Below are 26471 nucleotides of genomic sequence, written 5' to 3'. Positions count from 1 at the left end.
CGCAAGGCAACGCCAGGTCGCCGCAGTTGGCAGGGATCAGAGGAGAAAAAGAGTCGCCAAGCCGAGAAAAATAAAGAAACCGCCACTGTCGGTCACAGCTGTGATCATGACGCTGGAACCCAGCGCAGGATCCCGGCCCATACGGGCCAGCGTCACGGGAATAAGTACGCCCATCAATGCGGCCAGCAGCAAATTGAGCGTCATCGCTGTGGTCATCACGACCCCCAGGGACCAACTGCCGTATAGCCAATAGACCACGATACCGATAACGCCGCCCCATATCAGGCCATTCAGCATGCCGACACCTGCTTCCTTGCGCAGCAAGCGAGCGCTATTACCGGTCCCCATCTGATCCAGCGCCATCGCCCGAACAATCATCGTGATGGTCTGATTACCAGAATTACCGCCGATGCCGGCAACTATCGGCATCAAAGCGGCCAGCGCGACCAGTTTCTCGATCGAACCGTCGAAAAGTCCGATTACCCGCGACGCTATAAAGGCGGTGATGAGATTAACCGCCAGCCAGGCCCAGCGGTTACGCAATGACTTCCAAACCGATGCGAAGATATCTTCCTCTTCGCGCAGGCCCGCCATGTTAAGCACTTCACTCTCACTTTCTTCGCGGATGAGGTCGACCATTTGGTCGATGGTCAGACGCCCGATTAGCTTGCCGCCTTTGTCCACTACCGGGGTGGAAACCAGGTCGTAGCGCTCAAACGCTTGCGCCGCCTCGTAGGCGTCCGCATCTGGATGGAAGGTTACCGGATCGCTAGCCATGACCTCTGAAACGTTCCGCTCCGGATCATTGACCAGCAAACGCTTGATCGGCAGGACACCTTTGAGTACGCCGTCGTAATCAACGACGAACAGCTTGTCGGTATGCCCCGGCAATTCCTTCAGGCGCCGCAGGTAGCGAAGAACCACTTCAAGGCTCACATCCTCGCGGATCGTGACCATCTCGAAGTCCATCAACGCCCCTACCTGATCCTCTTCGTAGGACAGCGCCGAGCGGACACGCTCACGTTGCTGCGCATCAAGGGTTTCCATTAACTCATGCACGACGTCGCGAGGCAGTTCTGCGGCCAGGTCCGCCAGCTCATCGGCATCCATTTCCTTGGCCGCCGCAAGGAGCTCGTGATCATCCATGTCGGCAATGAGCGTCTCGCGGACCGCGTCGGAGACCTCAAGCAGGATATCGCCGTCGCGGTCCGACTTAACCAGCTGCCATACCGTCAAACGATCATCGAGCGGTAGCGCCTCGAGGATGTGGGCGATATCCGCAGGGTGCAGCTCTTCCAACTTGCGCTGCAATTCGACGAGGTTCTGGCGATGCACCAGGTTCTCGACCACCGCCTGGTGCTGCCCGTCCTGGCTCTGGCGATGAGCCAGGTCTTCCACGATCTTGTGGCGATGTAGCAGCTCGACGACTTGCGCCAGACGATCCTGGAGACTTTCTTGCGGCTTTTTTACTTCTACTTCAGTCATGGCGCACTCCACCCCCAGCGGTCGGAGCGCACCAGGGGATCAATCATTCGAAACGTGATTGGCAAGCGAGAGTTTTGTACGACTACTGGGCAAATCCATGAAGGGGGATCCAGAAGCCCAAAGGGGCAGACCACGTGATAATACCACCGCAACCGCCAAGCCAGACCACAAATGCAGGCAATACAATTGCTTGCATCGAAGCCCTGAGAGGCAATCGCCTGTTATCAGTGTCGACGCATTCACGTTGCGAGAAGGCACGACTGCGTGGCAAGAAATTATTGGCTAGGCTGGTCCGACCCATCGTCAAGGAGGACGACTATGAACAAGCTATTCGCCGCAAGCTGCTGTGCCCTGCTTTTCAGCACTACCCCAACGTTCGCGACCAGCGTCTATCGCTGCGTCGATGAAGCAGGCAAACTCACGTTCAGCCAACAGGGCTGCCCAGTGAATCAAACCGCTCAGATCCAGGAGGCGTTAAACCCAACGCCAAGTTCCGGTAAAGCCGTACCCATGGCCAAGCTAAGAGCGCAACGCAAACTCTCCAAGGAACAAGCAGTCAGAGCGCTTACCGTCGTGGGCGAGCAGGACGACGGATGCGGAAACCGTCTTACAAGTAATGCGAGGCGTAATGCGATGATCAGCCAGCAGATCCGTCCCGGCATGACTCGCGCAGACATCGAAAGCACCTTCGGCACGCCCGACACTGTCACAAGTCGCAATGGACAAGTGCAATATCGCTACAGTAGCGACAAAGGCCGGACGCGAACCGTCAGCTTCGACGAACACGGCTGTGTCGGCGGCAAGCGTTGAATCGAAAACAAAAAAAAAGGCCTGCATCGCTGCAGGCCCTTTTCCGATTCTGGTGCACTCAGGAGGATTCGAACCTCCGACCGCTCGGTTCGTAGCCGAGTACTCTATCCAGCTGAGCTATGAGTGCATGGGCGCTTGATAAACCAGATCACCGCTGGTCATAACACCGAACAGCATTTCTGCAGCTCGTTGCAATATGGTGCACTCAGGAGGATTCGAACCTCCGACCGCTCGGTTCGTAGCCGAGTACTCTATCCAGCTGAGCTATGAGTGCACTGAGGGTGCGCATTATAAGTTTGTAAATGTGTTGGTCAAGCTCTTTGATTCAATGATTTTCCATCAAACCACAACGCCCAAACCGACTCAAAAACCTATTATGCAAAATGGCGGAGAGGGGGGGATTCGAACCCCCGACACCCTTTTGAGATGTACTCCCTTAGCAGGGGAGCGCCTTCGGCCACTCGGCCACCTCTCCGCAACACGGGGCGCATGATACCCATCTTCGCCCCGCTTGCAAAGCCAAAAATCACATAAATATTAATGGCTTGGTTCTTGATCTTTTTCTTTCTGGATCCGTTGATAAATCTCCTCTCGATGCACCGCTACCTCTTTGGGTGCATTTACTCCTATGCGCACTTGATTTCCTTTGACACCCAGCACAGTGACAGTCACATCGTCACCCACCATCAGGGTCTCTCCGACCCGGCGAGTCAGAATCAGCATTCCTTTCTCCTTAAAAACGGATTCAATTCAGTAAACAGTCTGCAAAGATAAAAACGGATAATGTTCCGTGAAACATCGACCCTAGAGCCGTTCACCAGCTATTGACCAGCAGGGGCGACTCTAAAGTTCCTTTTTGCCCCATCTAATCGACGGAAGGCGCGAATTAGTCGCAATTCTGCCGAGTCACTCCCCTTTCCCGGCGGGAGCATCCAGTTCGAACGCGGTATGTAGAGCCCGCACCGCCAGCTCCAGATATTTTTCCTCGATTACTACCGAGACTTTGATTTCCGAGGTGGAGATCATCTGTATGTTGATGTTTTCCTTCGCCAGCGCCTCGAACATCCGGCTGGCGACGCCTGCATGCGAACGCATGCCGACGCCAACTATCGACACCTTGGCAATATCCACATCGCCGATAACTTCCCGAGCGCCCATATCCCGCGCAATGCCTTCGAGGACTTGCAACGCGTTATGGTAGTCGTTCCGGTGAACGGTGAAGGTGAAATCCGTGGTGTTATCGTGCGCGACGTTCTGCACGATCATATCGACCTCGACGTTCGCCGCGCTGATCGGGCCGAGAATCTTGAAGGCCACCCCGGGCGTATCCGGCACACCACGAATGGTCAGCTTGGCTTCGTCACGATTGAAAGCGATGCCGGAAATGATGGGCTGTTCCATGGATTCCTCTTCATCAAGGGTAATGAGGGTCCCCGGACCCTCTTGAAAGCTGTGCAGCACGCGCAACGGCACACTGTATTTGCCGGCGAACTCGACGGCGCGGATCTGCAGCACCTTGGAACCGAGACTCGCCATCTCGAGCATTTCTTCAAACGTGATTTTATCGAGGCGCTGAGCCTTGGCCACAACGCGAGGATCGGTTGTGTAGACGCCGTCGACATCGGTATAGATTTGGCATTCATCCGCCTTCAGCGCAGCGGCCAGCGCCACACCGGTGGTATCCGACCCGCCACGCCCGAGCGTGGTGATGTTGCCGTCCTCATCCACACCCTGGAACCCAGCCACCACGACGACACGGCCAGCCTTGAGCTCCTTGTTGATGCGCTGCGAATCGATCTGGAGAATGCGCGCCTTGGTATGGGCGCTATCGGTCAGGATGCGGACCTGACTGCCGGTGAAAGACACCGCCGGCACGCCAATTTTGGTCAGCGCCATCGCCAACAAGGCAATGGTGACCTGCTCGCCAGTCGAGACCATGACATCCAGTTCGCGCGCAACGGGCTGCTCGCTGATCTGTTTCGCCAGATCGATCAGGCGATTGGTTTCCCCGCTCATGGCCGAGACCACCACGACAATGTCGTCGCCGCTGTCACGGAATTTCTTGACCTTCGCCGCCACTTGCTCGATGCGCTCGACGGAGCCCACCGAAGTACCGCCAAACTTCTGTACGATCAAAGCCATTTCATCGCCGCCTAAGCCCATCTCGGGCGCTTATTAAACAATCTTCCCAAGCACCGCAATGCACACGCCCGGTCAGCGGGCCTGCCAGCTCACACCCCACCATCAACGTGACCGCCGCCCACGCTGATCAAAGGCTAAGCCGCCTCGTCGTCGCTCTGGTTACAAGCTTTGCTCAACGAATACCTGGGCAAGCCCCAGAGCTTCTTCGAGCCGGGCCGCGTCGCTGCCGCCACCTTGCGCCATATCCGGACGCCCGCCACCCTTGCCGCCTACAACCGCAGCCGCTTGCCTCATGAGATCGCCCGCTTTCAAACGGCCGGTGAGATCTTGCGTCACGCCAGCCACCAACACGACTTTCTCATCCTGCACACCGCCGAGCAGAATCACGCCGCTGGCGAGCTTGTTCTTCAGCTGATCGACCAAGGCGAGCAATGCTTTGCCGTCCAGGCCATCCACGCGAGCTGCCAGTGTTTTCACACCCTTCACATCGACAGCGGAGCTGGCAAGATCATTGCCGGTGGCACTGGCTGCTTTGGCCTTGAGCTGCTCAAGCTCCTTTTCCAGCTGTCGGTTGCGTTCGAGCATCGCGCCCAGCTTTTCCAGCAGGTTTTCGCGGCTGCCCTTGACCAGTGCAGCCGCGTCCTTCAACTGCTCCTCGGCACCGTTCAAGTACGCCAAGGCCTGTTCGCCCGTGACCGCCTCGATACGTCGCACCCCAGCGGCCACGCCGCCTTCACTGATAATTTTGAACAGGCCGATATCACCCGTCCGCTTGACGTGGGTACCGCCACAGAGCTCGACCGAGAAACCGCTGCCCATGGTCAGTACGCGCACCTGATCACCGTACTTCTCACCGAACAAAGCCATGGCGCCCTTGCTCTTGGCCGTTTCGATGTCGGTTTCCTCGATTTCCACCGCCGTGTTGCTGCGAATCTGGGCGTTGACCTGGTCTTCCAGCGCTCTCAGCTGCTCGGGCTTGATTGCCTCGAAATGACTGAAGTCGAAGCGTAGCCGCTGACTGTCGACCAGCGAACCCTTCTGGGTCACGTGCTCGCCGAGCATCTGGCGCAATGCGGCGTGCAACAGATGCGTTGCGGAGTGGTTCAGCGCGGTGGCCTGACGAACCGACGCGTCGACGGTGGCGTCGACGGTCGCCCCGATTTGCAGGCTTCCGCTATCGAGGATGCCATGATGCAGAAACGCGCCACCCGCCTTGCTGGTGTCGCTCACATCAAAGCGCATGCCTTCCGCGGACAGATAACCACAGTCGCCGATCTGCCCACCGGACTCGGCATAAAACGGCGTCTCGTCGAGAACGACTACGCCCTCCTCCCCGGCCGAAAGGCTCTGTACGGACATGCCTTCCTTAAACAACGCCAGCACCTTGCCGCTGCCGGAAGTGCCCAGATAGCCGGTGAAGCGTGTTTCCCCCTCGACCTTGACCAGGCTGTTGTAGTCCATGCCAAAGGCGCTGGCCGAACGCGCGCGCTCACGCTGGGCTTCCATTTCTCGCTCAAAGCCTTCCTCATCCAGCGTCAGCTCACGCTCACGTGCGATATCGCCAGTAAGATCGACCGGGAAGCCGTAGGTATCGTAAAGCTTGAAGATAACCGCGCCAGGGACGACACCGCCTTCCAGCTCTGCCAGGTCCTGCTCGAGAATCTTCAGCCCTTGCTCGAGGGTCTTGGCGAACTGCTCTTCTTCGGTTTTCAGCACGCGCTCGATATGCGCCTGCTGCGTTTTCAATTCCGAGAAGGCATCACCCATTTCTGCCACCAACGCTGGGACGATTTTGTGGAAGAAGCTGCCCTTCGCACCCAGCTTGTTACCGTGACGACAGGCACGACGAATGATCCGCCGCAGCACATAGCCACGCCCCTCGTTCGACGGCGTCACGCCATCGGCGATGAGGAAACCGCAAGAACGGATGTGGTCGGCCACGACCTTGAGCGAAGCTTGGCTCTCATTACTGCAGCCAATGGCCTGGGCGGAGGCTTTGAGCAGGTTCTGAAACAAGTCGATTTCGTAGTTGGAGTTGACGTGTTGCAACACCGCACTGATCCGCTCTAGTCCCATGCCGGTGTCCACGCTCGGTGCCGGCAGCGGGTGCATGACACCGTCTGCGGCGCGGTTGAACTGCATGAACACGTTGTTCCAGATCTCGATGTAGCGATCACCGTCTTCCTCGGGCGAGCCGGGTGGGCCGCCCCAGATATGCTCGCCGTGGTCGAAGAAAATTTCAGTGCAGGGACCACACGGGCCGGTATCACCCATCGCCCAGAAATTGTCCGAAGCGTAAGGTGCGCCCTTGTTGTCGCCGATACGCACCATGCGCTCGGCCGGCACGCCGACTTCTTGGGTCCAGATGTCGTAGGCCTCATCGTCACTGGCATAGACGGTGACCCATAGCTTGTCCTTGGGCAGGTTCAGCCATGTGTCGGAGGTCAGGAATTCCCACGCGTAGCTGATGGCGTCGCGCTTGAAATAGTCGCCGAAGCTGAAGTTGCCGAGCATCTCGAAGAACGTGTGATGCCGCGCGGTGTAGCCGACGTTCTCCAGATCGTTGTGTTTGCCGCCGGCACGGACGCATTTCTGGCTGGTGGTGGCCCGGGTATAGGCGCGCTTTTCCAGACCGAGGAAACAGTCCTTGAACTGGTTCATGCCGGCATTGGTGAACAACAAAGTCGGGTCGTTCGCCGGAATCAGCGAACTGGAGGCCACACGTGTGTGGCCCTTCTCTTCGAAGAAGCGGAGGAAGGCTTCACGGATTTCTGCGCTTTTCATAGATTTCTTCCAGAGGACTGCGGCCGAACGGCTGCAAAACGACACGGCGAGGCGGCACCGGGAGCCGGTTCGCAGCTATCCAAACGGATAGCCGGCAAAGGGCCGCATTATATCGGGCCCACGCCGCGCGCATAGAGGATAAATAAGATTGAATCAAGCTATTCGACAGCGATTCAGGCCTATGCGTCGACGAATGCGGCGAAGCTCTCGAGGATCGGATCGACATGCTCGGGCTGCACATCCAGATGCGTCACCATCCGCAGCCGCGGCGCCGCGGTCAAGCGTACGCCACGCTCGGCGCAGAATGCCTTCAGCGCCCCAGCGCGATCACCCATCTGTACGTAGACCATGTTCGTCTGCACCGGCTCGACGGCATAACCCAGGGCTTGCAGCCCCTCCGCAATAGCCCGCGCGCGCTGGTGATCCTCTGCCAGACGCTGTACCTGGTGCTCCAGCGCATAGAGTCCTGCAGCCGCCAGCACACCGGCCTGACGCATGCCGCCGCCGACCATCTTGCGCAAGCGACGAGCCTTGGCAATGAAAGATACATCGCCGCAAAGCACCGAGCCGACCGGCGCGCCCAACCCCTTGGACAGGCACACCGAAACGGAGTCGAAGTGGCGACTGATGTCCCGCGCTGAGCAACCCAGCCTGACTACTGCATTGAACAATCGAGCACCGTCGAGATGCAGGGCAAGCCCCCGATCGTGTGTGAACGCACGCGCCTCGGCCAGATATTCGAGTGGCAGAACCTTGCCCTGCATGGTGTTTTCCAGCGCCAGCAAGCGGGTACGGGCGAAATGAAAGTCGTCCGGTTTGATCGCTGCTGCGACACGATCAAGGTCCAAAGAACCGTCCGCTTCCACCTCGATCGGCTGTGGTTGAATCGAGCCGAGCACCGCAGCGCCTCCGGCCTCGTATTTATAGGTATGCGCCAGTTGACCGGCGATGTACTCATCACCACGTTGGCAATGCGACATGAGCGCCAGCAGATTGCTCATGGTGCCGCTGGGCACGAACAGTCCGGCGTCCAAACCCAATTGCGCCGCCAGCGTCTGCTCCAGCCGACGAACCGTTGGATCCTCGCCGTAAACGTCGTCTCCGGTGGGGGCGCTTAGCATGGCGTCACGCATGCCAGCCGTAGGCTGGGTAACCGTATCGCTGCGAAGATCAATAAGACTCATGGAAGTTCCTTGCTTGAATGACACCCGTCGTACCGGAAACGGAAGCCGCAGATCGCACCCTAGCGTTTAACGTAACAGACGAACATCCAGGACTTTCGAGCCGCCACCCAGCAGTGTTTCAGTGATAGCGATAAAGTCCTCAGTCGTGACCTTATCGAGGCGCATCAAGCCGCGTGCGACGTCGTCCAAGGAGTGGCGGCTCTTGCTGCGCTGGCGGATTTCCTTGTCGAGATCCTGAAGCAGCAGTACGGCCTTCGCGGTAACCGGGCCAGTAGAGTGCTCGGTGCGCAGGCTGTCCACCTTGCGGCTCCATTTGGTCAGGTGCTCCCGAACCGCCTGGTAGCGATCCTCGCTCATGCCACCGGCACGACGAACCAACTCGATGGCGTAATACTCGGCTAAGCCTTCGCTGATCCAGTCGCTGCGATCGGCGTCTGTGATCCGGCTGAATACATGTACGAGCTCATGCACCAACGAACTGGTCCCGTTTTCACTGACGAGCGGACGGTCAGCGTGCATGAACAAAGAATTCGGACCGGACAGGCCACCTCGCCACATCGGATCGCCCGCGCCGACGACCAGCAATTTCTTGGGATCACGCGGAAAAACGTTCTGCACTTCAGGCCAGACGAAGGTGAGCAACGTGAGAATATCCATCCGCCGCAACCCTTCGCCCACAGGCCCCGCGACCGTCACATCGGTTTCTCCCAGCTTGGCGCGGCGACTACCAAGCTTGCCAGCAAGTATCCAGCCGGTCGGGCGGTCGAAAAGGCGTTCACGGTTATCGATACGAAAGCGATTCTCGCCAATACGCGGCCAACCCGTCTCGACGCTCTTCCAACCCTCGGGCAGCTCGATACTCAGTCGGGAAATCAGCCTGACGCCATCCTGCTGGCTGACACGACCGGGAGGTATCAGATCATCACCACGAAGCAGTACCCAGTCATCCGTCATTCGCGCATCGAAGCGGCCGCTTTTACGCTGATGACTGACCTTTACCCGATAGCTCAGCCGTGCCTTCCCAGCGGCGGGCCGCCAGACGCCGCGGCCGCCTGCTGCCTGCCAGTTGCCTTGGGCATCGGTTTCGAAATCGCTATAAAGGCCCTCGTCACCAAGATTGAAGTCAAGCTGTGTGACCGCGGTGCCCTCCTCAAGCAGCAGCTGGATCTCAGCAAGGTCCTGCTCTGGAACGAATTTGACGGTGAAATCCAAATCGACTTGCTTGGCCGCATGGGCCGGGGAGATGAACAGCAGCAAAATAACGGCTAGCAGCGGTAACTGACGGTGGGACATCGAGCAGCTCCAAATTGGGGGCCTTGCTAAGACGACGCGGTCAGCGGTTGATTCAACCGGCTCGGAAAATCAGGTGATCCTCCCAATCCGCGTCCGCGATAGAGCCCTCAGCGATCATTCGGCCGGACTGGGAAATGCGTTCGGCATGGACTGCATCCGGATCACCACAGACCAGATGGTGCCAAAGCGGGAGGTCTTTGCCTTCAGCCACGAGGCGATAGCCACAGGTGGACGGCAGCCATTTGAATTGTGCAGCGTCCACCGCGTTCAACTGAATGCAGTCGGGTACGCTGGCCCGCCGGTTGGGGTAGTCGGTGCAGCGACAGGTGTTCAGGTCGAGCAGTTTGCAGGCGACACGGGTGTAATAAACGCTGCCGTCCTCTTCGTCTTCGAGCTTTTGCAGGCAGCACAACCCGCAACCGTCGCAAAGGGATTCCCACTCGGCCGAGTCCAGCTCGGCGAGGGTCTTGCGCTTCCAAAAGGGTTCGACTTTTGCCGCCATGGAAATAGTCATCTCGAATAAAGATGCGAGTCTAGCCACTGGCTCGCAGTGAACCAAGTCTGACTGCACGTGGAACCATCAGCGCTCAGCGGCCAATCGATTGCACATAGCACTAAACCGGGTCGTTGCGACGCAGCAACTCCTCGGGCAGATGTTCGATGTACTCGTCCTCAGGCGGCGGCATCTGAAGGTGGTAACCCTGTTTTTCCAGGTTATCCAGCACCGTCGCGATGTCTTCGCGTGCCAGCTTACGCTCTGGTGTCAGGACCATGTCGAAGGCATGCTGCGGCGGCCCGAAGGCAGCAAGCAACGCTTCTGGCACCCGCGCCAACGCCTCGCTGCGTTCGACGTACAGATACATTTCGTTCTTCCGCGGGCTTCTGTAAATGGAGCAGATGCGTTTCATGATTTCGCTTCCAGCACGTCTAGAAGGGCTTGGCCCATCCGCTCGCGACGCCAACCGCGCAGCGAATCGGGCAACTCATATGGGCCATCCGGATATCCGGTTTTCAGCAAGGCTTCGAGCACTTTCTTGCGCAACATCAGCTCAGAGGCGATGCCCAGGACTTGCGCTTCATGCTGACCGACAGCACGCAGCTTCTTCAACAGCCCCGACGCCTCCAACGGTAATGGCTCCGGCAACGGTTCCGGATAATCCTGCTCAGCCGTGGCGGCAGCGGTGCGGATCAGCTCGAGCAAGGTTTCGCCATCCTGGCGCACGGTGCGAGGATGCATGTCGTCGATACGCGCCAGGCTAACCAGATCGGTTGGCTGAGTACGCGCCAGCGGCCACAGACTGTGCTCGCGCAAGATCCGATTACGCGGCTGATTGCGTGCCCGCGCCTCACGTTCTCGCCAGGCGGCCAGCACCCGCAACACTGCAAGCTGTCGCGGTTTGAGTCGCCAGGCCTGCTTGACTTCACGGTACGCCTCATCGGGATCGGTTTCGCGCTGCAGATTCGCGACCAGTTCGGCACCGTCTTCCAGAACCCAGGCGCGCTTGTCATCGGACAGCTTCGGCAGCAACGCCTCGTACAGCTCTGCCAGATGCTGCGCATCTTCGGCGGCATAACGCACCTGCATCTCGCTCAGCGGTCGCTGGAGCCAGTCGGAGCGTGTTTCACCTTTGGGCAGCTCGATGTCCAAAACGCTCTGCACCAGACGCGAATAGCCCATGGAGAAGCCGATATTCAAATAGCCGGCGGCAAGCTGTGTATCGAACAACGGCGCCGGCAGGCTGCCGGTCAAGCGCCACAGTACTTCCAGATCCTCGCTGCAGGCATGCAGTACCTTTGCCACGCTCCGGTCTTCCAGCAACCCGGCAAAAGCCGCCCAGTCGGTAATCAGCAATGGGTCGATCAGATAGGCACAACGCCCGTCACCCACCTGCAGCAGAGCGGCGATCGGGTAGAACGTATCGACCCGCATGAACTCCGTATCCACCGCTACGTAAGGCAGCTGGCGCCACTCGGCACAAAGGCGGGCCAGATGTGCATCATCCAGCACCCATTGAGTTTCGATGGCCACTAGGCCCTCCTTGTTATTGGGTATGACGACCGGCGGGCGGGCGAAGAGGCGCGCAGTATATATCGCGCCCCGCTATTCGCAGCGCATTCATCGGGCGTGTCGATTGGCGTGATAACGTTTTGTCGATAATCCGAACGGGGTCCTACCATGCCGCTTGCTCAACTGATCGATGCTGAACAACTGTCCGCGCGTCTGCTACAGCCCAACCTGCATATCATCGACTGCCGTTTTGCTCTGGAAGATCCAGCTTACGGCAGGCGCAGTTACGAGCAGGCTCATATTCCGGGCGCAGTGTTTCTCGATCTGGAACAGGATCTGTCGGGCCCGGTAGTACCCGGCCAGGCCGGCCGACATCCCCTACCGCAACCGGCTGCACTGACCGCACGCCTGCGCGCTGCGGGCCTGACTGATGACAGCGTGGTGGTCCTCTACGACGATGGCTCCGGCGCCTTTGCCGCGAGAGCCTGGTGGCTGCTGGCATGGTTAGGCAAGCGCACCGGCGTGTATCTGCTGGACGGCGGTTACCGGGCGTGGTGCGACGCCGGCGGGAGCGTAACGAGCAGTCCGGCCGTTACTTTACCGGGAGACTTCGAAGGCACTCCGGACGACAACCTGCTGATCGATGCACAGCAACTGCTGACACGCCTGGAGCAGCCCGATCTGACCTTGCTCGACGCGCGAGCCTTACCCCGCTTTCTCGGCGAGCAGGAACCCATCGATCCGGTGGCCGGACACATTCCGGGCGCTCGCTGCATGCCATTCGCCGAAAACCTCGACGCCACCGGGCGCTTTCTCTCGCCCGACCAACTGCGCTCGCGATTCGATCAACAACTGGCGGGCCGACACGCGGACACGCTGGTGGCCTACTGCGGGTCTGGCGTAACGGCGTGCCATAACCTGTTTGCGCTATGCCTCGCCGGATATCCACTCGCCAAACTTTACGCTGGCTCGTGGAGCGAGTGGATCACAGATCCAAGTCGACCTGTCGCCTGATCTAAAACCGACAAAATATGACTTATCGGTCAAGATAAGCCCAGGTGGTTTTATCTGCTGTTCCACCGCTTATCGCCGCCGATCGTCGTTCTTTACGAAAAATTGCACTCTTTCGTTTGCGATGGATCAGAGAAGCTTGATAGGGTCCGAGCCGCTTTTTCCCCTGGAGTACAACAATGAAAACAACTTGGTTGAAGACCGCCATTGCCGTAGCTGTAGGCGCCCTTTCCACTCAGGCCATGGCGTCCGGTTTCGCCCTCAATGAGCAGAGCATCAGCGGCATGGGTACCTCGTTCGCAGGTCGCTCCTCTTCTGCCGATGACGCCAGCACCCTGTTCGGCAACCCAGCCGGCATGTCGCGCCTCAAGCGTGAAGAAGTCAGTTTCGGAATAGCGGCGATCAATGCCAAGACGGATATCAAGAATTCCAGTGGCGCACCAGGTAGCAATGATGGAGATATGGTTCCGGTCACCGCTGTGCCGATGGGCTATTACGTCAAGCCGCTCGACGAGAAATGGGCTGTCGGCGTAGGCGTATATGTCCCGTTCGGCTTGATTACCGATTATGAAAGCGGGTTCTCCGGCCGTTATCACGGCGATTACAGCGAAGTACGTGTCATCACCGTACAGCCTACCGTCAGCTATCGCTTCAATGAAAAGTTGTCGGTTGGCTTTGGCCCGACGATTAACCGTATCGATGGGCAGCTGGAAAGTGCAGTGCCCACAGGAACTTTTCCTGATAGTCGCGTAAAAATTAAAGGTGACGACACAGCTCTCGGTTTTAACATCGGTGTGCTGTATGAAATTACCCCTCAAACGCGGACCGGTCTTACCTACCACTCCAAGGTGGACTACAAGCTTGAAGGCGACACAAGTTTTTCCGGTCTTGCATTTGGCCCGCTCGCAGGGAAATACGATGCGTCGCTTGACCTGGAAACGCCGGAGTCGATTGATCTGTCTGTTACCCACGAGCTGAATGATCAATGGACTCTGTATGGCGGTGCCACATTGACTCGCTGGAGCCGGCTTGAGTCCATCGTTGTTGAAAACGAGGGAGCTCCGGTGCGAGTTATTGCCGAAGAACAAGACTGGCACGACACCTGGTCCTACGCCTTGGGCGCAGCCTACAAGCTGAACAAGCAGTGGACTCTGCGTACTGGCGTGGCCTTGGATCAAAGCCCGACCAACAATACCCACCGCTCGCCACGTATTCCGACAGGCGACCGTACCGCGGTGAGCTTTGGCCTGGCCTGGAATCCGAGCGACGATGTGACTGTCGACCTGGCTTATTCCTATCTCTGGGAAGAAGACACCAAGATTCGTCAGGCATCCTACAACGCCACCTACGAAAACAGCGCACACGGTTTCGGCGCTGCCATGACCTACCGCTTCTGATGCATCCCGCCCCGACCGTTCGGTCGGGGCATCTCTACTGCTCGCTACTTTTCCAACGCCTTTTCGACCGCCGCGATCAGCTCGGGATCGTCTGGCTCGACCTTGCTGGAAAAGTAGTCCACCACCTTGCCGTTGCGATCGACTACGTACTTGTAGAAATTCCAGCGCGGCGCTGCCCCCGCCTGCTCGGCCAGTTCCTTGAACAGCGGTGTCGCATCACTGCCTCTGACCGGCTGCGTTTGTGCCATCGGGAAGGTCACGCCGTAATCGACATAGCAGACCTTCGCTGTCTCGGCAGCGTCGTCCGACTCCTGAAAGAAATCGTCGGAAGGTACGCCCAGCACTGCCAGGCCCTGATCCTTGTACCGCTGATATAGCGTCTCCAGACCTTTGAACTGTGGGGCGAAGCCACAGAAACTGGCGGTATTCACTACCACTAGCGCCTTGCCTTTGAATTGCTGGCACAAATCAATGGTTTCTTTTGAACGCAGCTTCGGCAGTTCGTGTTGCAGCAGGGCCGAACACTCTTGCGCGGCTACTGGACCGGCCAGCAGCGCCAAAGCGAGCGCGGCGGCATAAAGACGAGTTCTCATTGAAAGTCTCCGAGCGGGATCGCGATCACGCTACTCCCGCCGTGGCGGTCCAGCAACGCTTGGCCTCAGGCCTGCATCATTTTTTTAATATCGCTATATACAACTCTATATAACGATTGCCAGAATGGCCGAGACTGACAGGAGCCAAACATGAGCGATCCGAAACATTTCGAGCCGCTGCGCATCGACGGACAACTCTGGTTCAACCGCGGCGAGAAAGGCTACCTCGGCGGCAAGCGCATCGAGCTACTGGAGCAGATCGAGGCGACGGGCTCCATCAGCCGCGCGGCGAAGGCGATCAGCCTCAGCTACAAGGCTGCGTGGGACGCCGTGGATGCCATGAACAATCTGTCGGAGCGCCCTCTGGTGACTCGAGCGGCCGGCGGCGCCAAAGGTGGCGGCACCCAGCTAACCGACTTCGGCCGTGAAATGCTCCACGTCTGGCAACGCATGCAGCACGAGTACGAACGCTTCCTCGCACATGTGGCGCAAGGCATCGAAGGGTTCGAGGACATCGACAAACTACTCCGAGCGATCGCTATGAAGACCAGTGCACGCAACCAGTTCCGGGGCCGCATCACCCGTGTCGAAAAAGGCGCGGTGAACGGCAGCCTGAGCCTCGATATCGGTGAAGGCCAGACCATCACCGCCACCCTGACTAATGACAGTATCGACGAGCTTCAACTGGAAATCGGCAAGACCGCGATTGCCTTGATCAAAGCCAGCTTCGTGCTGCTGTCACCAGACCCAGCCGTGCAGATTAGTGCGCGCAACCGTTTGACCGGAACTATCAGCGCCCTCACCCCAGGGGCGGTGAATTGTGACGTCAAGCTCTTGCTACCCGGCAACCGCACGCTGGGGGCCGTCATAACCAACGAAAGCGCCGAGGAACTGTGCCTGACGCTCGGACAACCCTGTACGGCGCTGATCAAGGCGTCGCACGTCATCATTGCCGTGGACTAAGGAGCCTCCATGAAACCCCTGCGTACGATTGCCACCGTGCTGACTTGCCTTCTGCCCTTCGCCAGCCAAGCGGCTGAGGTGCAGGTCGCCGTTGCAGCGAATTTCACTAAACCGATGCAGGTGATTGCCGAGCGGTTCGAGCGGGACACCGGACACAAAGCGCTGCTCGCCTTTGGCTCGACAGGAAAGCTCTACGCGCAAATCCGCAATGGAGCGCCGTTCGACGTCTTGTTGTCCGCGGACGAAGAAGTGCCCACCAAGCTGGAGCGCGAGGGGTTGGGTGTCAGCGGGAGCCGCTTCCCTTACGCCATCGGCACGCTGGTGTTGTGGTCGCCCCGAGAGGGTTACGTTGACGGCGCCAAGACGCTGACCGAGCAACCCTATCGCCACCTCGCTATCGCCAATCCGAAAACCGCGCCTTACGGCGCAGCAGCCATGGCGACGCTGGCCAAGCTTGGTCTCGCTGAGTCCGCGCATGACCGATTGGTGCAAGGCGAGAACATTGCACAGGCGCACCAGTTCGTGGCCAGCGGCAATGCCGAACTTGGCTTCGTCGCCCTCTCCCAGGTCGTGGATAAGGGTGCGATCGGCCAAGGTTCGGGTTGGATAGTTCCGGGGGATTACCATCCACCGATTCGTCAGGATGCCCTGATATTGCAAAAAGGCAGTGAGAATCCGGCGGCACAGGCGTTGATCGACTACCTCAAAAGTGAGAAAGCCGCCGAGGTGATCAAGGCTTACGGCTACAACTTGGAATGAGGCCGTCATGATGCCGCTGGACGACATTGGCGTGGCGGCCATCCTGCTGACGCTCAAGCTCGCCGCGACAACAACCGTGCTGCTACTGCTGATCGGCACTCCAATCGCCTGGTGGTTAGCACGGACGCGGTCGCGCCTGAAGGGTCCGATCAGCGCCGTGGTGGCGCTGCCTTTGGTGTTACCGCCAACGGTGCTGGGCTTCTACCTGCTGGTGGCCATGGGGCCGAACGGCCCGGTTGGGCAACTCACCCAGAGCCTCGGGCTGGGCACCCTGCCCTTCACCTTTGCCGGTCTGGTCGTAGCGTCGGTGTTCTATTCCATGCCCTTTGTCGTGCAGCCCCTGCATAACGCGTTCGAGGCTATCAATGAAGGTTCTCTCGAGGCTGCCGCCACATTGCGCGCCGGGCCGCTGGACCGATTCTTTTCGGTCGTCTTGCCACTGGCTCGCCCGGGCTTCATCACCGCCAGCATTCTCGGCTTTGCCCATACCGTGGGCGAGTTCGGCGTGGTCCTGATGATTGGCGGGAACATTCCGGAGAAGACACGGGTGCTGTCGGTACAGATCTATGATCACGTCGAGGCAATGGAATACGCTCAGGCGCACCTGTTGGCGGGGGGCATGCTGCTGTTCTCATTTCTGGTGCTATTGGCGCTGTATAGCAGCCGGCTGAAACAGGGGTGGCGCGGATGACGAGCAGCCCAAACGGCATCCAGGCCAGCCTGCAGATGGACCATTCCAAATTCACGCTGGACGTGCAACTGGAACTACCGGGCCGGGGCGTCAGCGCGTTATTTGGGCCTTCAGGTTCCGGCAAGACCAGCTGCTTGCGCTGCATCGCCGGGCTCGAGCGTAACGCGACCGGACGGGTCAGCCTCAACGGCCAGTGCTGGCAAGATTCGGCGAGCGGCCTGTTCGTGCCACCGCACCTGCGAGCCATCGGCTACGTCTTTCAGGACGCCAACCTCTTTCCTCACCTCTCGGTGAAGCGCAACCTCGAATTTGGCATGAAGCGGGTCGCGCGTAACGAGCGGCGCGTGGTCTGGGATCAGGCTGTGGAACTGCTCGGCATCGGTCATCTCCTCGAGCGCATGCCTGAACGCCTGTCGGGCGGCGAGCGGCAGCGCGTTGCGATCGCCCGCGCCCTGCTGACCAGCCCGCATTTGCTGTTGCTGGACGAGCCCCTGGCCGCGCTGGATTTCAAGCGCAAACAGGAAATCCTGCCCTACCTTGAACGCCTGCATGACGAACTGGAAATTCCAGTGGTCTACGTCAGCCACGCCCCGGATGAAGTGGCGCGGCTGGCCGATTACCTGGTCCTGCTCGATGAAGGTCGTGTGGTGGCCCAGGGCGGTCTACGCGAAACGCTGGCGCGCCTCGATCTGCCCACGGCGTTTGGCGAGGAAGCGGGTGTGGTGATCGACGCGGTGGTGGCCGAGCACGACACGGACTATCACCTGACTCGGCTGGTGTTTCAGGGCGGCGAGGTATTGGTAGCCAGGCGCGACGAAGCCATCGGGCAGCGTTTGCGGTTTCGCGTTCATGCACGGGACGTCAGCCTAGCCCTGGCCAAGGCCGAAGGCACCAGCATCAGCAACCTGTTGCCAGCCTGCGTCGAGCAGGTTGTACCTGCCGACACGCCCGCTCACGTACTGGTGCGTTTGAGCGCTCAGGGCACGCCCCTGCTGGCACGCATCAGCCGTCGCTCGGCCGATCAGCTGGATGTTCGCAGTGGCAAGCAGTTATGGGCGCAGATCAAGACCGTCGCGCTGCTCAGCTGAGTCAGAGCTGCAGCGCCAGTGCAACCAGAACGCCGCATTCGGTCAGTTCCAGCAAGGCGCCTGCCGTATCGCCAGTGGTGCCGCCAATGCGACGAGACATCGCCCGGCGTGCCAGCACCCCAATACCCGCAGCTATCAACAGCGCCAGCCAACCCCTCTCGCCAAGCAGAAGACACAGAACGGCCAGCGCAATCAGAACCCCGCGAACCGCTGCACGGGGCAGGTGCTCCGCCAGGGCCTGACCCAGACCGCCGGGACGCACATAAGGCGTCGTTAGCAACAAACCCAGCAAGGCAGCCCGCCCCAACACAGGGGCCAGTAGCAGGACCTGCAGCTGGCCTTCGTCGAGGAGTGACCAGAGCGCAACGAACTTGAGCAACAGGACCAGCACCAGCACCACTACAGCTATCGGTCCGCTGCGCGGGTCCTTCATGATGGTCAGGGTGCGCTCTCGGTCACCGAAACCACCCAGCCAGGCATCAGCGCTGTCCGCCAGGCCATCGAGGTGCAGGCCGCCGGTCAGGGCAACCCAGACGGTGAGCAACACCGCCGCTTGCAATGGTGTCGCCGCGCTCTCGATCACCTGAGCGACGCACCACAGAAGCGCGCCGATGATCAGCCCCACCGCGGGGTAATAAAGCAGCGACCGCCCAACCTGCTCAGGCCGCGGCATCCCGCTCAGGCGTACCGGCAGGCTGGTAAGGAACTGCAGTGCGATCAGGAATGGCTGCATGCTTCTTCCAGCCAGAGCATGGCGTCGGTAAAGCCGGTCTTCAGCCCGAACATGGCGCCGTGGCCAACCTCTACTTGCAGCAGCTGCTCGCGCGGCAGCCCGCGTGCCTCGGCCAGTAGCAGGCGCATCACGCCGCCGTGAGTGATTAGGAGAATCCGATCGCCGGCGTAACGGTCGGTCAGGCGTTCGATGGCCGTCAGGATGCGCGCTTCGAAATCGAGCAGCGGCTCGCCACCCGGTGGCGTGAAACTGTACGGGTTCTCCCAGAAGCGACCTAGCGCTTCGCTCTGATCAAGCATGAGATCGGCTGCGGTGCGCCCTTCCCATTCGCCGAAATCAAGCTCGCGCAGGTCCGGTTCCAAGTCCAACGGCAGATCACGCTGCTGCGCCAATTCAACTGCTAAGGCGGCGCAACGGCGTAATGGAGAGCTAACTATCCGATCCCAGGGGCGTGCATGCACGACTGCCTGGCGCATCTGCTGCCAACCGATATCAGTCAGCTCATCATCCAGGCGTCCGCGAAAGCCACCGCTGGAAACTGTTTCGCCATGACGCAGCATGTCCAGATGAAGGCTCATTCGCCCTGCCTCGCAACAGCCGCTTCGGCGAAGGTCGCCATCCCATTGTGCAGCGCACAGGCCAGACGTAGCAGAGGCACCGCCAAAGCGGCGCCACTACCCTCACCCAGCCGCAGGCCGAGATCCAGCAGCGGCTCTGCATCCAGCGCCTCCAACACGGCCAGATGTCCAGGCTCCGCCGATCGATGCGCGAACAGCAGCCAGTCACGGCAACCGGGATTCAGGCGCACCGCACAGAGCGCCGCCACGCTGCAGATGAATCCATCCACCAGCATCGACGTGCCCTGCTGAGCACAGGCCAGGTAAGCGCCAGTGAGCGCTGCCAGTTCGAATCCGCCGAGCCGCTGCATCCAGCCCAGCGTGTCGTGCGGACCGGCATGAAAGGCAAGCGCACGCTCGATCACGGCGCGCTTGTGCGCCACTCCCTGCGCATCCAGGCCGGTACCCGGCCCTGCGAGGCGGTGCGGTTCGCATCCCAGTAACGCGCAGGCCAGTGCAGCGGCGGTTGTGGTATTGCCGATGCCCATTTCCCCACCGATGAATAAGGCGGACTGCTCGGCATGGGCACGCAGCGCGCTGTCCCGTCCGGCCTGCATCGCCTGTAGGCAGACATCCATGCTCATCGCAGGCCCCGTGGCGAAATTCTCCGTACCTGTGCCCAATGCCAGATGCCGCACACCGGGCAATGGACCGACCGGCGTCGCCGTGCCGAGGTCGATCACCTCGAGCCTGGCGCCCAGCTGACGGGCCAATACGCTGATCGCTGCCCCGCCGCTGACGAAGTTGGCAAGCATCTGCCCGGTCACCGACTGCGGAAAGGCCGAGACGCCCTCCGCCGCAACCCCATGGTCGCCTGCGAATATGCTGATCCAGACGGGGTCGACGCCTGGCCGCCCCTGGCCGCGCATCGCAGCCAATTGCGGGACCAGTGCATCGATACGCCCCAGCGCGCCGCCGGGCTTGGTCAGTTGTGCGTCACGCTGTACGGCGGCCTGACGCGCTGCCTCGTCCAGTCCATGACACGGGGCCTGCCACCAATGCTCGGTCAAAGCGGTTCTCCTTTCAGAATCATCGGCAAGCCGGCCACGGTGAACACCACGCGCTGGCAGCGCTCGGCCAGGGCTTGGTGCAGCCAGCCAGCTTCATCGACGTAACGACGGCTGAGTTCACCCAGCGGCACCACGCCCATACCGGTTTCATTGCTGACCAGCAGAATGCGGCCTGGCAGCTCGGTCAGGCATTCGAGGAAGGCGTCGCGCTCATCGGCCAATCGGGTCGGGTCATCCAGCATCAGCAAATTAGTCAGCCACAGCGTCAGGCAGTCGACCAGCAGACAGCGATCGTCGCTGGCGTGGTCGCGCAGCACTCGGGCCAGTTCCAGCGGCTCTTCCAACAGCATCCATTCGCGCGGTCGGCGGGCGCGGTGATGGGCGATGCGTTCGCTCATCTCGCCGTCCAGCGGCTGGCTGGTGGCGATATAGGTGACGGCCAGGCCACTGTCACTGGCGAGGCGCTCGGCCAGCCGACTCTTGCCGGAGCGGGCACCGCCAAGAATGAGTTCGATCATTCGCCTGTCTCCGCTGGCAGTCCGCAGAGTGCGCGCAGAGTCGCCGCGTCCAGATGCGCTTCGACCAGATCGGCGAGACGTTCAATGTCGCGTTCACGCAAGGTCTGATAGTCGACCCGTTGCACATCCTCCAGGCCCGCCCAGCACAGCAGCGCCTGGCAGGCCTCCGGTGACTCGAATAGACCGTGCAGGTAGGTGCCGAGCACTTGCCCGTCCTCGCTGATCGCACCGTCGCAACGGCCATCGTCGAGTCGTACTGCGGCGCCCTCAAGTGCCGGCCCGGTGCTGACACCCGCATGAATCTCATAACCACTGACCTCAACATCGCCCACGACCAGGCGGCCACGAACGTTACGCAGCTGCTTGCTGGACATGAGCGTTGTGGAAAAATCGAGCAGCCCGAACCCATCGCTCAGCCCCGGCGCGCCTTCCAAACCAAGCGGATCGGCGATTCGCTCCCCGAGCATCTGCAGCCCCCCGCAGATACCCAGCAGCTTGCCGCCGTAGCGCACATGCCGCGTGATCGCCTGCTTCCAGCCGTTTTCACACAGCCAGGCGAGATCGGCACGTACGCTTTTCGAGCCCGGCAGGATGATCAGATCGGCGGCCGGAACGGACTGCCCGGGGCCAACGAAATGCAGATCGACCTGAGGGTGCAAACGCAGCGGGTCGAAGTCTGTGTGGTTGCTGATACGCGGCAGCACTGGCACCACAACCTTGAGCGTCTGCTCGCCCTTGGCCGACTGGCGCACATCGATCGCATCTTCAGCTTCGAGGTGGAAATCCATCAGATAGGGCAGCACACCGAGAACCGGCTTGCCCGTGCGCCGTTCCAGCCAGTCCAGGCCTGGCTGCAGCAGTGCGATATCACCGCGGAAGCGGTTGATCACGAACCCCCTCACCCGCGCCTGCTCGCTCGGGCTGAGCAGTTCAAGCGTACCGACCAGATGGGCAAAGACACCACCTTTGTCGATGTCGGCAATCAGGATCACCGGGCAGTCCACCGCTTCGGCAAAGCCCATGTTGGCGATATCGTTGGCGCGCAGATTGATCTCTGCAGGCGAGCCGGCACCTTCGACCATCACCACGTCATACGCCGTGCTCAAGCGTTGATGTGACTCGAGCACAGCCGTCATCGCCACACGTTTGTAGTCATGATAGGCCGCTGCATCCATGTTGGTGACGGCTCGCCCGTGGATGATCACCTGTGCGCCAATATCGCTGTTGGGCTTGAGCAGAATCGGATTCATGTCGGTGTGTGGCGCCAGCCCGGCGGCCTGTGCCTGTACGGCCTGGGCCCTGCCGATCTCGCCGCCATCAGCGGTCACCGCGCTGTTGAGCGCCATGTTCTGCGGCTTGAACGGCACAACCCTCACGTCTTGGCGCCGCAGCCAACGGCACAGCGCTGTCACCAGCGTGCTCTTGCCCGCATCGGATGTCGTGCCCTGAACCATCAAGGTGCCCATGCATCGATCTCCCTGAAGGCGGCCAGCGCGCTGGCAAGACGAGCCCAGCCCGCCTCATCCGCCGGAAGGCCGAAACGCAGGCTCGACGGATCGCGATAGCGGCGCGTGAGAATGCCCCGCTTAGCGAGGAATTCGTACAGCCGGTTCGATTCCTTCGTAGCCACCCACTGAAACAGCCCGCAGCCGCCAGCCGGAGGCAGGGCATGAATCGTCAGCAGTTGCGCCAGGCGCTCAGCATCGGCCAGCAGCCGCTCGCGTTGATGGCATTGCGCGCGGCGATCCGCCAACAGCGCGATACCCATGAACCGAGAAGGCCCCGCAATCGGCCACGGACCCAAGGCCTCGTCGAGCTGACCGAGCAGTTCCGCTTCAGCCAGCACGAAGCCGAGCCGCGCCCCCGCCATGGCGAAGAACTTGCCGAACGAACGCAGCACGATCAGCCCCGGAAGATGGCTGTGCATGGCCAGGCTTTGCGCCGGGGTCGGGTCGATGAATGCTTCGTCGACGATCAGCCAGCCCCCGCGCGCAGCCAGATGTGCATGCCAGTCGAGCAGTTGCGCGGGTGGCAACAGCCGTCCGGTCGGATTATTCGGGTTGACCACTACTAGCACATCGAGCTGATCGAGCGCGCGCGGTACGCCGCCTTCGCTAAATTCGATCAGACGGTGCCCACCACGGCGCCAAGCCTCGGCGTACTCGCCATAGCAGGGCGAAATGATCCCGACCTGCAGCTGGCGACGCAGCTGCGGCAAGATCTGGATCGCCGCCTGGGATCCAGCGACCGGCAACAGCGATTCGGCGCGGTAATAATCACGCGCAGCAACTTCCAGCACGTCGTCGGCTTCGGGCAGACGCATCCAGGCGTCCGCCGGAATGGTGGGTAAATCGAAGCCATAGGGTGCAATTCCAGTGGACAGATCGAGCCAATCCGACAGCGGGACGCCGAAGTCACGCGCTGCCGCACGTAGACGGCCACCATGCTCAAGCATCCAGCCAACCTCCCAGAAAAAAAAGCATCAGCAGCCAGACGCCCACGCCGGCCCAGACCATATCCAGGGCACGCTCGATATCGCGCGCGCCGGGTACTTCACCCTCACCGAGCGTGGGCCGCTCGTGCAGCGCGCCATGATAGATCGCCGGCCCGCCCAGCGTGACGCCCAAAGCGCCCGCACCAGCGGCCATGACCGGACCGGCGTTGGGGCTGTCCCAAAGCGGCGCCTGGCGCCACCAGCAGCGAAGGGCGAGGCGCGTGCGGCCAAGCAGCGCGTAAGTCAGAGCCACCAAACGGGCGGGAACGAAATTCAGTGCATCGTCGATCCGCGCGGCCGCCCAGCCGAAGCGCTCGAATCGCGCATTGCGGTAGCCCCACATCGCATCCAGGGTGTTGCTCAGGCGGTACAACACGACGCCCGGGGCACCGGCGATGGCGAACCAGAACAGCGCGGCGAATACCGCGTCGCTGCCATTTTCCAGCGCCGACTCGGTCGCGGCGCGGGCCACGCCGTGCGCGTCCAGGTCACGAGTGTCACGACTGACGATGAAGCCTACTCGCCGACGTGCTTCGGTGAGGTCGTACTTGCGCAGGGCGAGCGCGACTGGAATCAGGTGCTCACCCAGGCTGCGCAGACCCAGCGCGACATACAGCAGGATGACTTCGACCAGCCAGCCGATCCCTGGCAGCAAGCTCAGCAACCAGGCGGCTACTGTGAGCGGTACTACGGCCAGACACCAGGCCGTGACGCCATGACTACGCCAGCCGCGTCCGTCGGGACCGTTGAAGTGCTGTTCCAGACGGTCCGCCAATCGCCCGAAGGCCACCAATGGATGGCCTCGACGAGCCTCGCCGAACATCCCATCCAGGCCAACGCCAGCCAGGCAACTCAGGGCCACGCTCACTCAGTGGTTCCCCAGCCGTTGTGGAACAACAACTCATCCAGCGGTCGCGGCTGGGCCCAGCCTTCCAGCGCCAGCATCGGCGCCGGATAGAACTTCGCCACCGGCCCCAGGCAGATCACAGCGACCGGTTTTGCACCTGCGGGCATTTGCAGGAGTGTCGCCAGTGCTTGCGGCTCGAACAGCGATACCCAACCCATCCCCAGACCTTCGGCGCGCGAGGCGAGCCACAGGTTCTGAATCGCGCAGGCGGCCGAGGCGAGATCCATTTCCGGCAACGTGCGACGGCCGAACACGTGGGCGTCCCGACCATCCATCAGCGCGACCACCAGCAATTCGGCGCAGGCTTGAATCCCTTCGACTTTCAGTTGCATGAACGCGCTACCGCGCTCGCCCAATGCCTCGGCTGTCAATACACGCTCCTGCTCGACCCGCTCGGCAATGGCCGTGCGCAGGTCGGGCCGGGTAATGCGGATGAATCGCCACGGCTGCATCAGGCCGACACTGGGTGCCTGATGCGCGGCCTCGAGCAGGCGAGCAAGCAGCTCCGGCGCCACTTCGCCCCCAATGAAATGACGCATGTCGCGGCGTTCGGCAATTGCGCGGTAGACGCCGAGTCGCTGTGCTTCGGTGAAGGCATGCTCGCTCATGGTTTAAACAGCGCTGCGGCTGCCTCGGGAGCGGAAGGCAGGTAGAAATGAATGTAGGAGGCGGTCAGTCGGCCCTCTCGATAGACCGCTTCGGCCGTGCGTTTGTAGTTTGGGCACTCGCCCCGAGCCAGAGGCTGCAACAGGGAATCCATCGATGAGTGATGGAAGGTATGACCTCGCAAACGCCCTTCCGGCAGCTCGACCTCCTGCAGTGCCAGCGCCGTGAGGCGCTTTTGCATCCTGGCTTCGCCGGGCAGCAGACCGAGCATGACCTCGCGCGTACCGGCCTGATCGGTCAGTCCGTCGAGCAGATAGAGCATGCCGCCGCATTCGGCCAGCAGCGGCTTGCCCGCTTGATGATGCGCGCGGATCGCGTCAACAATTGCCCGGTTGCCTGCCAGCGTGTGCATATGCAGCTCCGGATAGCCACCCGGCAGGTACAGGCTGTCCACCGTGGGCAAGCGGGCATCATGCAGCGGCGAGAAGAACAGCAGCTCGGCGCCAAGCGTTTCGAGCAATTCCAGATTGGCCTGATAGATGAAGGCGAAGGCGGCATCGCGCGCCACACCGATGCGCACGCCCTGCAACAGCGGTGGCAATTCGGGCATACGCGACGGTGGAAAGCTCACTGGCGCCGGCATCTGGCTGTTGGCGCTCGCGGCCAGCGCATCGGCAGCAGCGTCGAGCCGGGCGTCCAGATCCGCCAGCTCCTGTGCCTGCACCAGGCCAAGGTGACGGCTCGGCAAGCTGACGGCCTCGCTGCGTGGTAGCGCACCAAACCAGTCGATATGACTCGGCAGACAATCGCGAAGAATCTCCCCATGCCGACTGCTACCCACCCGGTTGGCGAGCACGCCAGCGAACGGCAGATCCGGCTGATAGCTGGCCAGACCATGGGCCAGCGCACCGAAGGTCTGCGCCATGCCGGAGCCATCCACCACCGCCAGGATCGGAATGCCGAAATGCCGCGCCAGATCGGCGGCTGACGGTGTGCCGTCGAACAGACCCATGACCCCCTCGATCAGGATCAGATCGGCCTCGCCCGCCGCCTCCCACAGCAAACGCCGGCTGTCCTTTACACCGACCATCCACAGATCGAGTTGATAGACCGGGCTGCCACTGGCGCGCGCCAGCACCATCGGATCGAGAAAGTCTGGCCCACACTTGAATACCCGTACTCGCTTGCCCTGGCGGCTGTGCAAGCGAGCAAGGCCCGCCGTAACGGTCGTCTTGCCCTGGCCCGAAGCGGGTGCGGCGATCAGTAATGCCGGGCAATGGCGTGGGCCTTTCATCATCAGGTTGCGCTCCTGGCGGAGATCGGTTGACCGGCAACGGACGCGGCACCGTAGGGTGGATGACGCTCCACCCATCCACCA

The 26471-nt window shown here is 60.9% G+C and carries 26 protein-coding genes and 3 tRNA genes; 7 read left to right on the top strand and 22 right to left on the bottom strand.

Going from position 1 to position 26471, the window contains the following annotated elements:
• Positions 1 to 36: 36 nt before the first annotated feature.
• A complete protein-coding gene (gene mgtE / locus CH92_RS07695; protein ID WP_025241191.1) occupies positions 37 to 1485 on the bottom strand; it encodes a magnesium transporter in 1449 nt (482 codons plus the stop codon).
• A gap of 318 nt (positions 1486 to 1803) precedes the next feature.
• Here mgtE and CH92_RS07690 point away from each other — a divergent pair, with 318 nt between their 5' ends.
• Positions 1804 to 2295, top strand: a complete 492-nt coding sequence (locus CH92_RS07690; protein WP_025241190.1) for a DUF4124 domain-containing protein — start codon at positions 1804 to 1806, stop codon at positions 2293 to 2295.
• A gap of 50 nt (positions 2296 to 2345) precedes the next feature.
• On the opposite strand, the gene CH92_RS07685 is transcribed toward CH92_RS07690, so the two are convergent.
• From CH92_RS07685 to rnd, 11 genes are all read right to left on the bottom strand, one after another.
• Positions 2346 to 2422, bottom strand: a tRNA-Arg gene (locus CH92_RS07685).
• A gap of 70 nt (positions 2423 to 2492) precedes the next feature.
• Positions 2493 to 2569 (bottom strand) — tRNA-Arg (locus CH92_RS07680).
• A 110-nt stretch (positions 2570 to 2679) separates the two neighbouring features.
• A tRNA-Ser gene (locus CH92_RS07675) sits at positions 2680 to 2770 on the bottom strand.
• Between the two features lie 62 nt (positions 2771 to 2832).
• Entirely contained in the window at positions 2833 to 3018 is a 186-nt protein-coding gene (gene csrA, locus CH92_RS07670; protein WP_003283978.1) for a carbon storage regulator CsrA, read from the bottom strand.
• Positions 3019 to 3201: 183 nt separating this feature from the next.
• Entirely contained in the window at positions 3202 to 4437 is a 1236-nt protein-coding gene (locus CH92_RS07665; RefSeq protein ID WP_025241189.1) for an aspartate kinase, read from the bottom strand.
• Between the two features lie 159 nt (positions 4438 to 4596).
• On the bottom strand, positions 4597 to 7221 hold the full coding sequence (gene alaS, locus CH92_RS07660) for an alanine--tRNA ligase (protein WP_025241188.1): 2625 nt from the start codon (positions 7219 to 7221) through the stop codon (positions 4597 to 4599).
• A 179-nt stretch (positions 7222 to 7400) separates the two neighbouring features.
• The gene (ltaE, locus tag CH92_RS07655) at positions 7401 to 8405 is read right to left on the bottom strand and encodes a low-specificity L-threonine aldolase (protein WP_025241187.1); all 1005 of its coding nucleotides are present in this window, start codon (positions 8403 to 8405) and stop codon (positions 7401 to 7403) included.
• A 66-nt stretch (positions 8406 to 8471) separates the two neighbouring features.
• Positions 8472 to 9698, bottom strand: coding sequence for a hypothetical protein (locus CH92_RS07650; RefSeq protein ID WP_025241186.1), 1227 nt, complete (start codon positions 9696 to 9698; stop codon positions 8472 to 8474).
• 52 nt (positions 9699 to 9750) lie between these two features.
• Entirely contained in the window at positions 9751 to 10200 is a 450-nt protein-coding gene (locus tag CH92_RS07645; RefSeq protein ID WP_025241185.1) for a YcgN family cysteine cluster protein, read from the bottom strand.
• 112 nt (positions 10201 to 10312) lie between these two features.
• A complete protein-coding gene (locus CH92_RS07640; protein ID WP_025241184.1) occupies positions 10313 to 10606 on the bottom strand; it encodes a YcgL domain-containing protein in 294 nt (97 codons plus the stop codon).
• Complete coding sequence (gene rnd, locus CH92_RS07635; RefSeq protein ID WP_025241183.1) at positions 10603 to 11727, bottom strand: ribonuclease D; 1125 nt, start codon at positions 11725 to 11727, stop codon at positions 10603 to 10605. The genes CH92_RS07640 and rnd overlap by 4 nt, the downstream gene beginning before the upstream one ends.
• Before the next feature lie 147 nt (positions 11728 to 11874).
• On the opposite strand from rnd, the gene CH92_RS07630 reads away from it, so the two are divergent.
• Together CH92_RS07630 and CH92_RS07625 are read left to right on the top strand one after the other, a co-directional pair.
• Positions 11875 to 12720, top strand: a complete 846-nt coding sequence (locus tag CH92_RS07630) for a sulfurtransferase (protein WP_025241182.1) — start codon at positions 11875 to 11877, stop codon at positions 12718 to 12720.
• 176 nt (positions 12721 to 12896) lie between these two features.
• Positions 12897 to 14114 carry an OmpP1/FadL family transporter gene (locus CH92_RS07625; RefSeq protein WP_025241181.1) on the top strand — a complete coding sequence of 406 codons (1218 nt, stop codon included), beginning with the start codon at positions 12897 to 12899 and terminating at the stop codon, positions 14112 to 14114.
• 44 nt (positions 14115 to 14158) lie between these two features.
• Here CH92_RS07625 and CH92_RS07620 read toward each other — a convergent pair whose 3' ends face one another.
• Entirely contained in the window at positions 14159 to 14707 is a 549-nt protein-coding gene (locus tag CH92_RS07620) for a glutathione peroxidase (RefSeq protein WP_025241180.1), read from the bottom strand.
• 150 nt (positions 14708 to 14857) lie between these two features.
• Here CH92_RS07620 and CH92_RS07615 point away from each other — a divergent pair, with 150 nt between their 5' ends.
• The 4 genes from CH92_RS07615 to modC are packed head-to-tail and all read left to right on the top strand — an operon-like array spanning position 14858 to position 18208.
• Positions 14858 to 15670, top strand: a complete 813-nt coding sequence (locus tag CH92_RS07615; protein ID WP_025241179.1) for a TOBE domain-containing protein — start codon at positions 14858 to 14860, stop codon at positions 15668 to 15670.
• A gap of 9 nt (positions 15671 to 15679) precedes the next feature.
• A complete protein-coding gene (modA, locus tag CH92_RS07610; protein WP_025241178.1) occupies positions 15680 to 16429 on the top strand; it encodes a molybdate ABC transporter substrate-binding protein in 750 nt (249 codons plus the stop codon).
• A gap of 10 nt (positions 16430 to 16439) precedes the next feature.
• The gene (gene modB / locus CH92_RS07605; RefSeq protein WP_025241177.1) at positions 16440 to 17120 is read left to right on the top strand and encodes a molybdate ABC transporter permease subunit; all 681 of its coding nucleotides are present in this window, start codon (positions 16440 to 16442) and stop codon (positions 17118 to 17120) included.
• Positions 17117 to 18208 (top strand): molybdenum ABC transporter ATP-binding protein, encoded by a 1092-nt coding sequence (modC, locus tag CH92_RS07600; RefSeq protein ID WP_025241176.1) that lies wholly within the window; start codon positions 17117 to 17119, stop codon positions 18206 to 18208. Before modB ends, modC begins: the two co-directional genes overlap by 4 nt.
• 1 nt (position 18209) lies before the next feature.
• Here modC and CH92_RS07595 read toward each other — a convergent pair whose 3' ends face one another.
• From CH92_RS07595 to CH92_RS07555, 9 genes are read right to left on the bottom strand one after another with little or no spacing between them, the layout of a single operon-like run.
• Positions 18210 to 18941: an adenosylcobinamide-GDP ribazoletransferase gene (locus tag CH92_RS07595; protein ID WP_025241175.1), complete on the bottom strand. Its 732-nt coding sequence runs from the start codon at positions 18939 to 18941 to the stop codon at positions 18210 to 18212.
• Positions 18926 to 19519 carry an alpha-ribazole phosphatase family protein gene (gene cobC / locus CH92_RS07590; RefSeq protein WP_025241174.1) on the bottom strand — a complete coding sequence of 198 codons (594 nt, stop codon included), beginning with the start codon at positions 19517 to 19519 and terminating at the stop codon, positions 18926 to 18928. Before cobC ends, CH92_RS07595 begins: the two co-directional genes overlap by 16 nt.
• Positions 19516 to 20568 carry a nicotinate-nucleotide--dimethylbenzimidazole phosphoribosyltransferase gene (cobT, locus tag CH92_RS07585; RefSeq protein ID WP_025241173.1) on the bottom strand — a complete coding sequence of 351 codons (1053 nt, stop codon included), beginning with the start codon at positions 20566 to 20568 and terminating at the stop codon, positions 19516 to 19518. Before cobT ends, cobC begins: the two co-directional genes overlap by 4 nt.
• Positions 20565 to 21086, bottom strand: coding sequence for a bifunctional adenosylcobinamide kinase/adenosylcobinamide-phosphate guanylyltransferase (cobU, locus tag CH92_RS07580; RefSeq protein ID WP_025241172.1), 522 nt, complete (start codon positions 21084 to 21086; stop codon positions 20565 to 20567). Before cobU ends, cobT begins: the two co-directional genes overlap by 4 nt.
• Positions 21083 to 22552 (bottom strand): cobyric acid synthase, encoded by a 1470-nt coding sequence (locus CH92_RS07575; protein ID WP_025241171.1) that lies wholly within the window; start codon positions 22550 to 22552, stop codon positions 21083 to 21085. Before CH92_RS07575 ends, cobU begins: the two co-directional genes overlap by 4 nt.
• Positions 22540 to 23541, bottom strand: a complete 1002-nt coding sequence (gene cobD, locus CH92_RS07570) for a threonine-phosphate decarboxylase CobD (RefSeq protein WP_025241170.1) — start codon at positions 23539 to 23541, stop codon at positions 22540 to 22542. The genes CH92_RS07575 and cobD overlap by 13 nt, the downstream gene beginning before the upstream one ends.
• The gene (gene cbiB, locus CH92_RS07565; protein ID WP_025241169.1) at positions 23534 to 24448 is read right to left on the bottom strand and encodes an adenosylcobinamide-phosphate synthase CbiB; all 915 of its coding nucleotides are present in this window, start codon (positions 24446 to 24448) and stop codon (positions 23534 to 23536) included. Before cbiB ends, cobD begins: the two co-directional genes overlap by 8 nt.
• A complete protein-coding gene (gene bluB, locus CH92_RS07560; RefSeq protein ID WP_025241168.1) occupies positions 24445 to 25095 on the bottom strand; it encodes a 5,6-dimethylbenzimidazole synthase in 651 nt (216 codons plus the stop codon). The genes cbiB and bluB overlap by 4 nt, the downstream gene beginning before the upstream one ends.
• Positions 25092 to 26387: a cobyrinate a,c-diamide synthase gene (locus CH92_RS07555; protein ID WP_038623345.1), complete on the bottom strand. Its 1296-nt coding sequence runs from the start codon at positions 26385 to 26387 to the stop codon at positions 25092 to 25094. The genes bluB and CH92_RS07555 overlap by 4 nt, the downstream gene beginning before the upstream one ends.
• Positions 26388 to 26471: the final 84 nt, after the last annotated feature.

The organism is Stutzerimonas stutzeri (genome assembly GCF_000590475.1).
Lineage (GTDB): Bacteria > Pseudomonadota > Gammaproteobacteria > Pseudomonadales > Pseudomonadaceae > Stutzerimonas > Stutzerimonas stutzeri_D.
This window is presented reverse-complemented; position numbering and strand designations above follow the sequence as displayed.

Bases quoted from the DNA above. Each gene is read 5' to 3' on its own strand.
- mgtE (WP_025241191.1), bottom strand. From the start codon at position 1,485: ATGACTGAAGTAGAAGTAAAAAAGCCGCAAGAAAGTCTCCAGGATCGT.
- CH92_RS07690 (WP_025241190.1), top strand. From the start codon at position 1,804: ATGAACAAGCTATTCGCCGCAAGCTGCTGTGCCCTGCTTTTCAGCACT.
- csrA (WP_003283978.1), bottom strand. From the start codon at position 3,018: ATGCTGATTCTGACTCGCCGGGTCGGAGAGACCCTGATGGTGGGTGAC.
- CH92_RS07665 (WP_025241189.1), bottom strand. From the start codon at position 4,437: ATGGCTTTGATCGTACAGAAGTTTGGCGGTACTTCGGTGGGCTCCGTC.
- alaS (WP_025241188.1), bottom strand. From the start codon at position 7,221: ATGAAAAGCGCAGAAATCCGTGAAGCCTTCCTCCGCTTCTTCGAAGAG.
- ltaE (WP_025241187.1), bottom strand. From the start codon at position 8,405: ATGAGTCTTATTGATCTTCGCAGCGATACGGTTACCCAGCCTACGGCT.
- CH92_RS07650 (WP_025241186.1), bottom strand. From the start codon at position 9,698: ATGTCCCACCGTCAGTTACCGCTGCTAGCCGTTATTTTGCTGCTGTTC.
- CH92_RS07645 (WP_025241185.1), bottom strand. From the start codon at position 10,200: ATGGCGGCAAAAGTCGAACCCTTTTGGAAGCGCAAGACCCTCGCCGAG.
- CH92_RS07640 (WP_025241184.1), bottom strand. From the start codon at position 10,606: ATGAAACGCATCTGCTCCATTTACAGAAGCCCGCGGAAGAACGAAATG.
- CH92_RS07630 (WP_025241182.1), top strand. From the start codon at position 11,875: ATGCCGCTTGCTCAACTGATCGATGCTGAACAACTGTCCGCGCGTCTG.
- CH92_RS07625 (WP_025241181.1), top strand. From the start codon at position 12,897: ATGAAAACAACTTGGTTGAAGACCGCCATTGCCGTAGCTGTAGGCGCC.
- CH92_RS07620 (WP_025241180.1), bottom strand. From the start codon at position 14,707: ATGAGAACTCGTCTTTATGCCGCCGCGCTCGCTTTGGCGCTGCTGGCC.
- CH92_RS07615 (WP_025241179.1), top strand. From the start codon at position 14,858: ATGAGCGATCCGAAACATTTCGAGCCGCTGCGCATCGACGGACAACTC.
- modA (WP_025241178.1), top strand. From the start codon at position 15,680: ATGAAACCCCTGCGTACGATTGCCACCGTGCTGACTTGCCTTCTGCCC.
- modB (WP_025241177.1), top strand. From the start codon at position 16,440: ATGCCGCTGGACGACATTGGCGTGGCGGCCATCCTGCTGACGCTCAAG.
- modC (WP_025241176.1), top strand. From the start codon at position 17,117: ATGACGAGCAGCCCAAACGGCATCCAGGCCAGCCTGCAGATGGACCAT.
- CH92_RS07595 (WP_025241175.1), bottom strand. From the start codon at position 18,941: ATGCAGCCATTCCTGATCGCACTGCAGTTCCTTACCAGCCTGCCGGTA.
- cobC (WP_025241174.1), bottom strand. From the start codon at position 19,519: ATGAGCCTTCATCTGGACATGCTGCGTCATGGCGAAACAGTTTCCAGC.
- cobU (WP_025241172.1), bottom strand. From the start codon at position 21,086: ATGATCGAACTCATTCTTGGCGGTGCCCGCTCCGGCAAGAGTCGGCTG.
- CH92_RS07575 (WP_025241171.1), bottom strand. From the start codon at position 22,552: ATGGGCACCTTGATGGTTCAGGGCACGACATCCGATGCGGGCAAGAGC.
- cobD (WP_025241170.1), bottom strand. From the start codon at position 23,541: ATGCTTGAGCATGGTGGCCGTCTACGTGCGGCAGCGCGTGACTTCGGC.
- bluB (WP_025241168.1), bottom strand. From the start codon at position 25,095: ATGAGCGAGCATGCCTTCACCGAAGCACAGCGACTCGGCGTCTACCGC.
- CH92_RS07555 (WP_038623345.1), bottom strand. From the start codon at position 26,387: ATGAAAGGCCCACGCCATTGCCCGGCATTACTGATCGCCGCACCCGCT.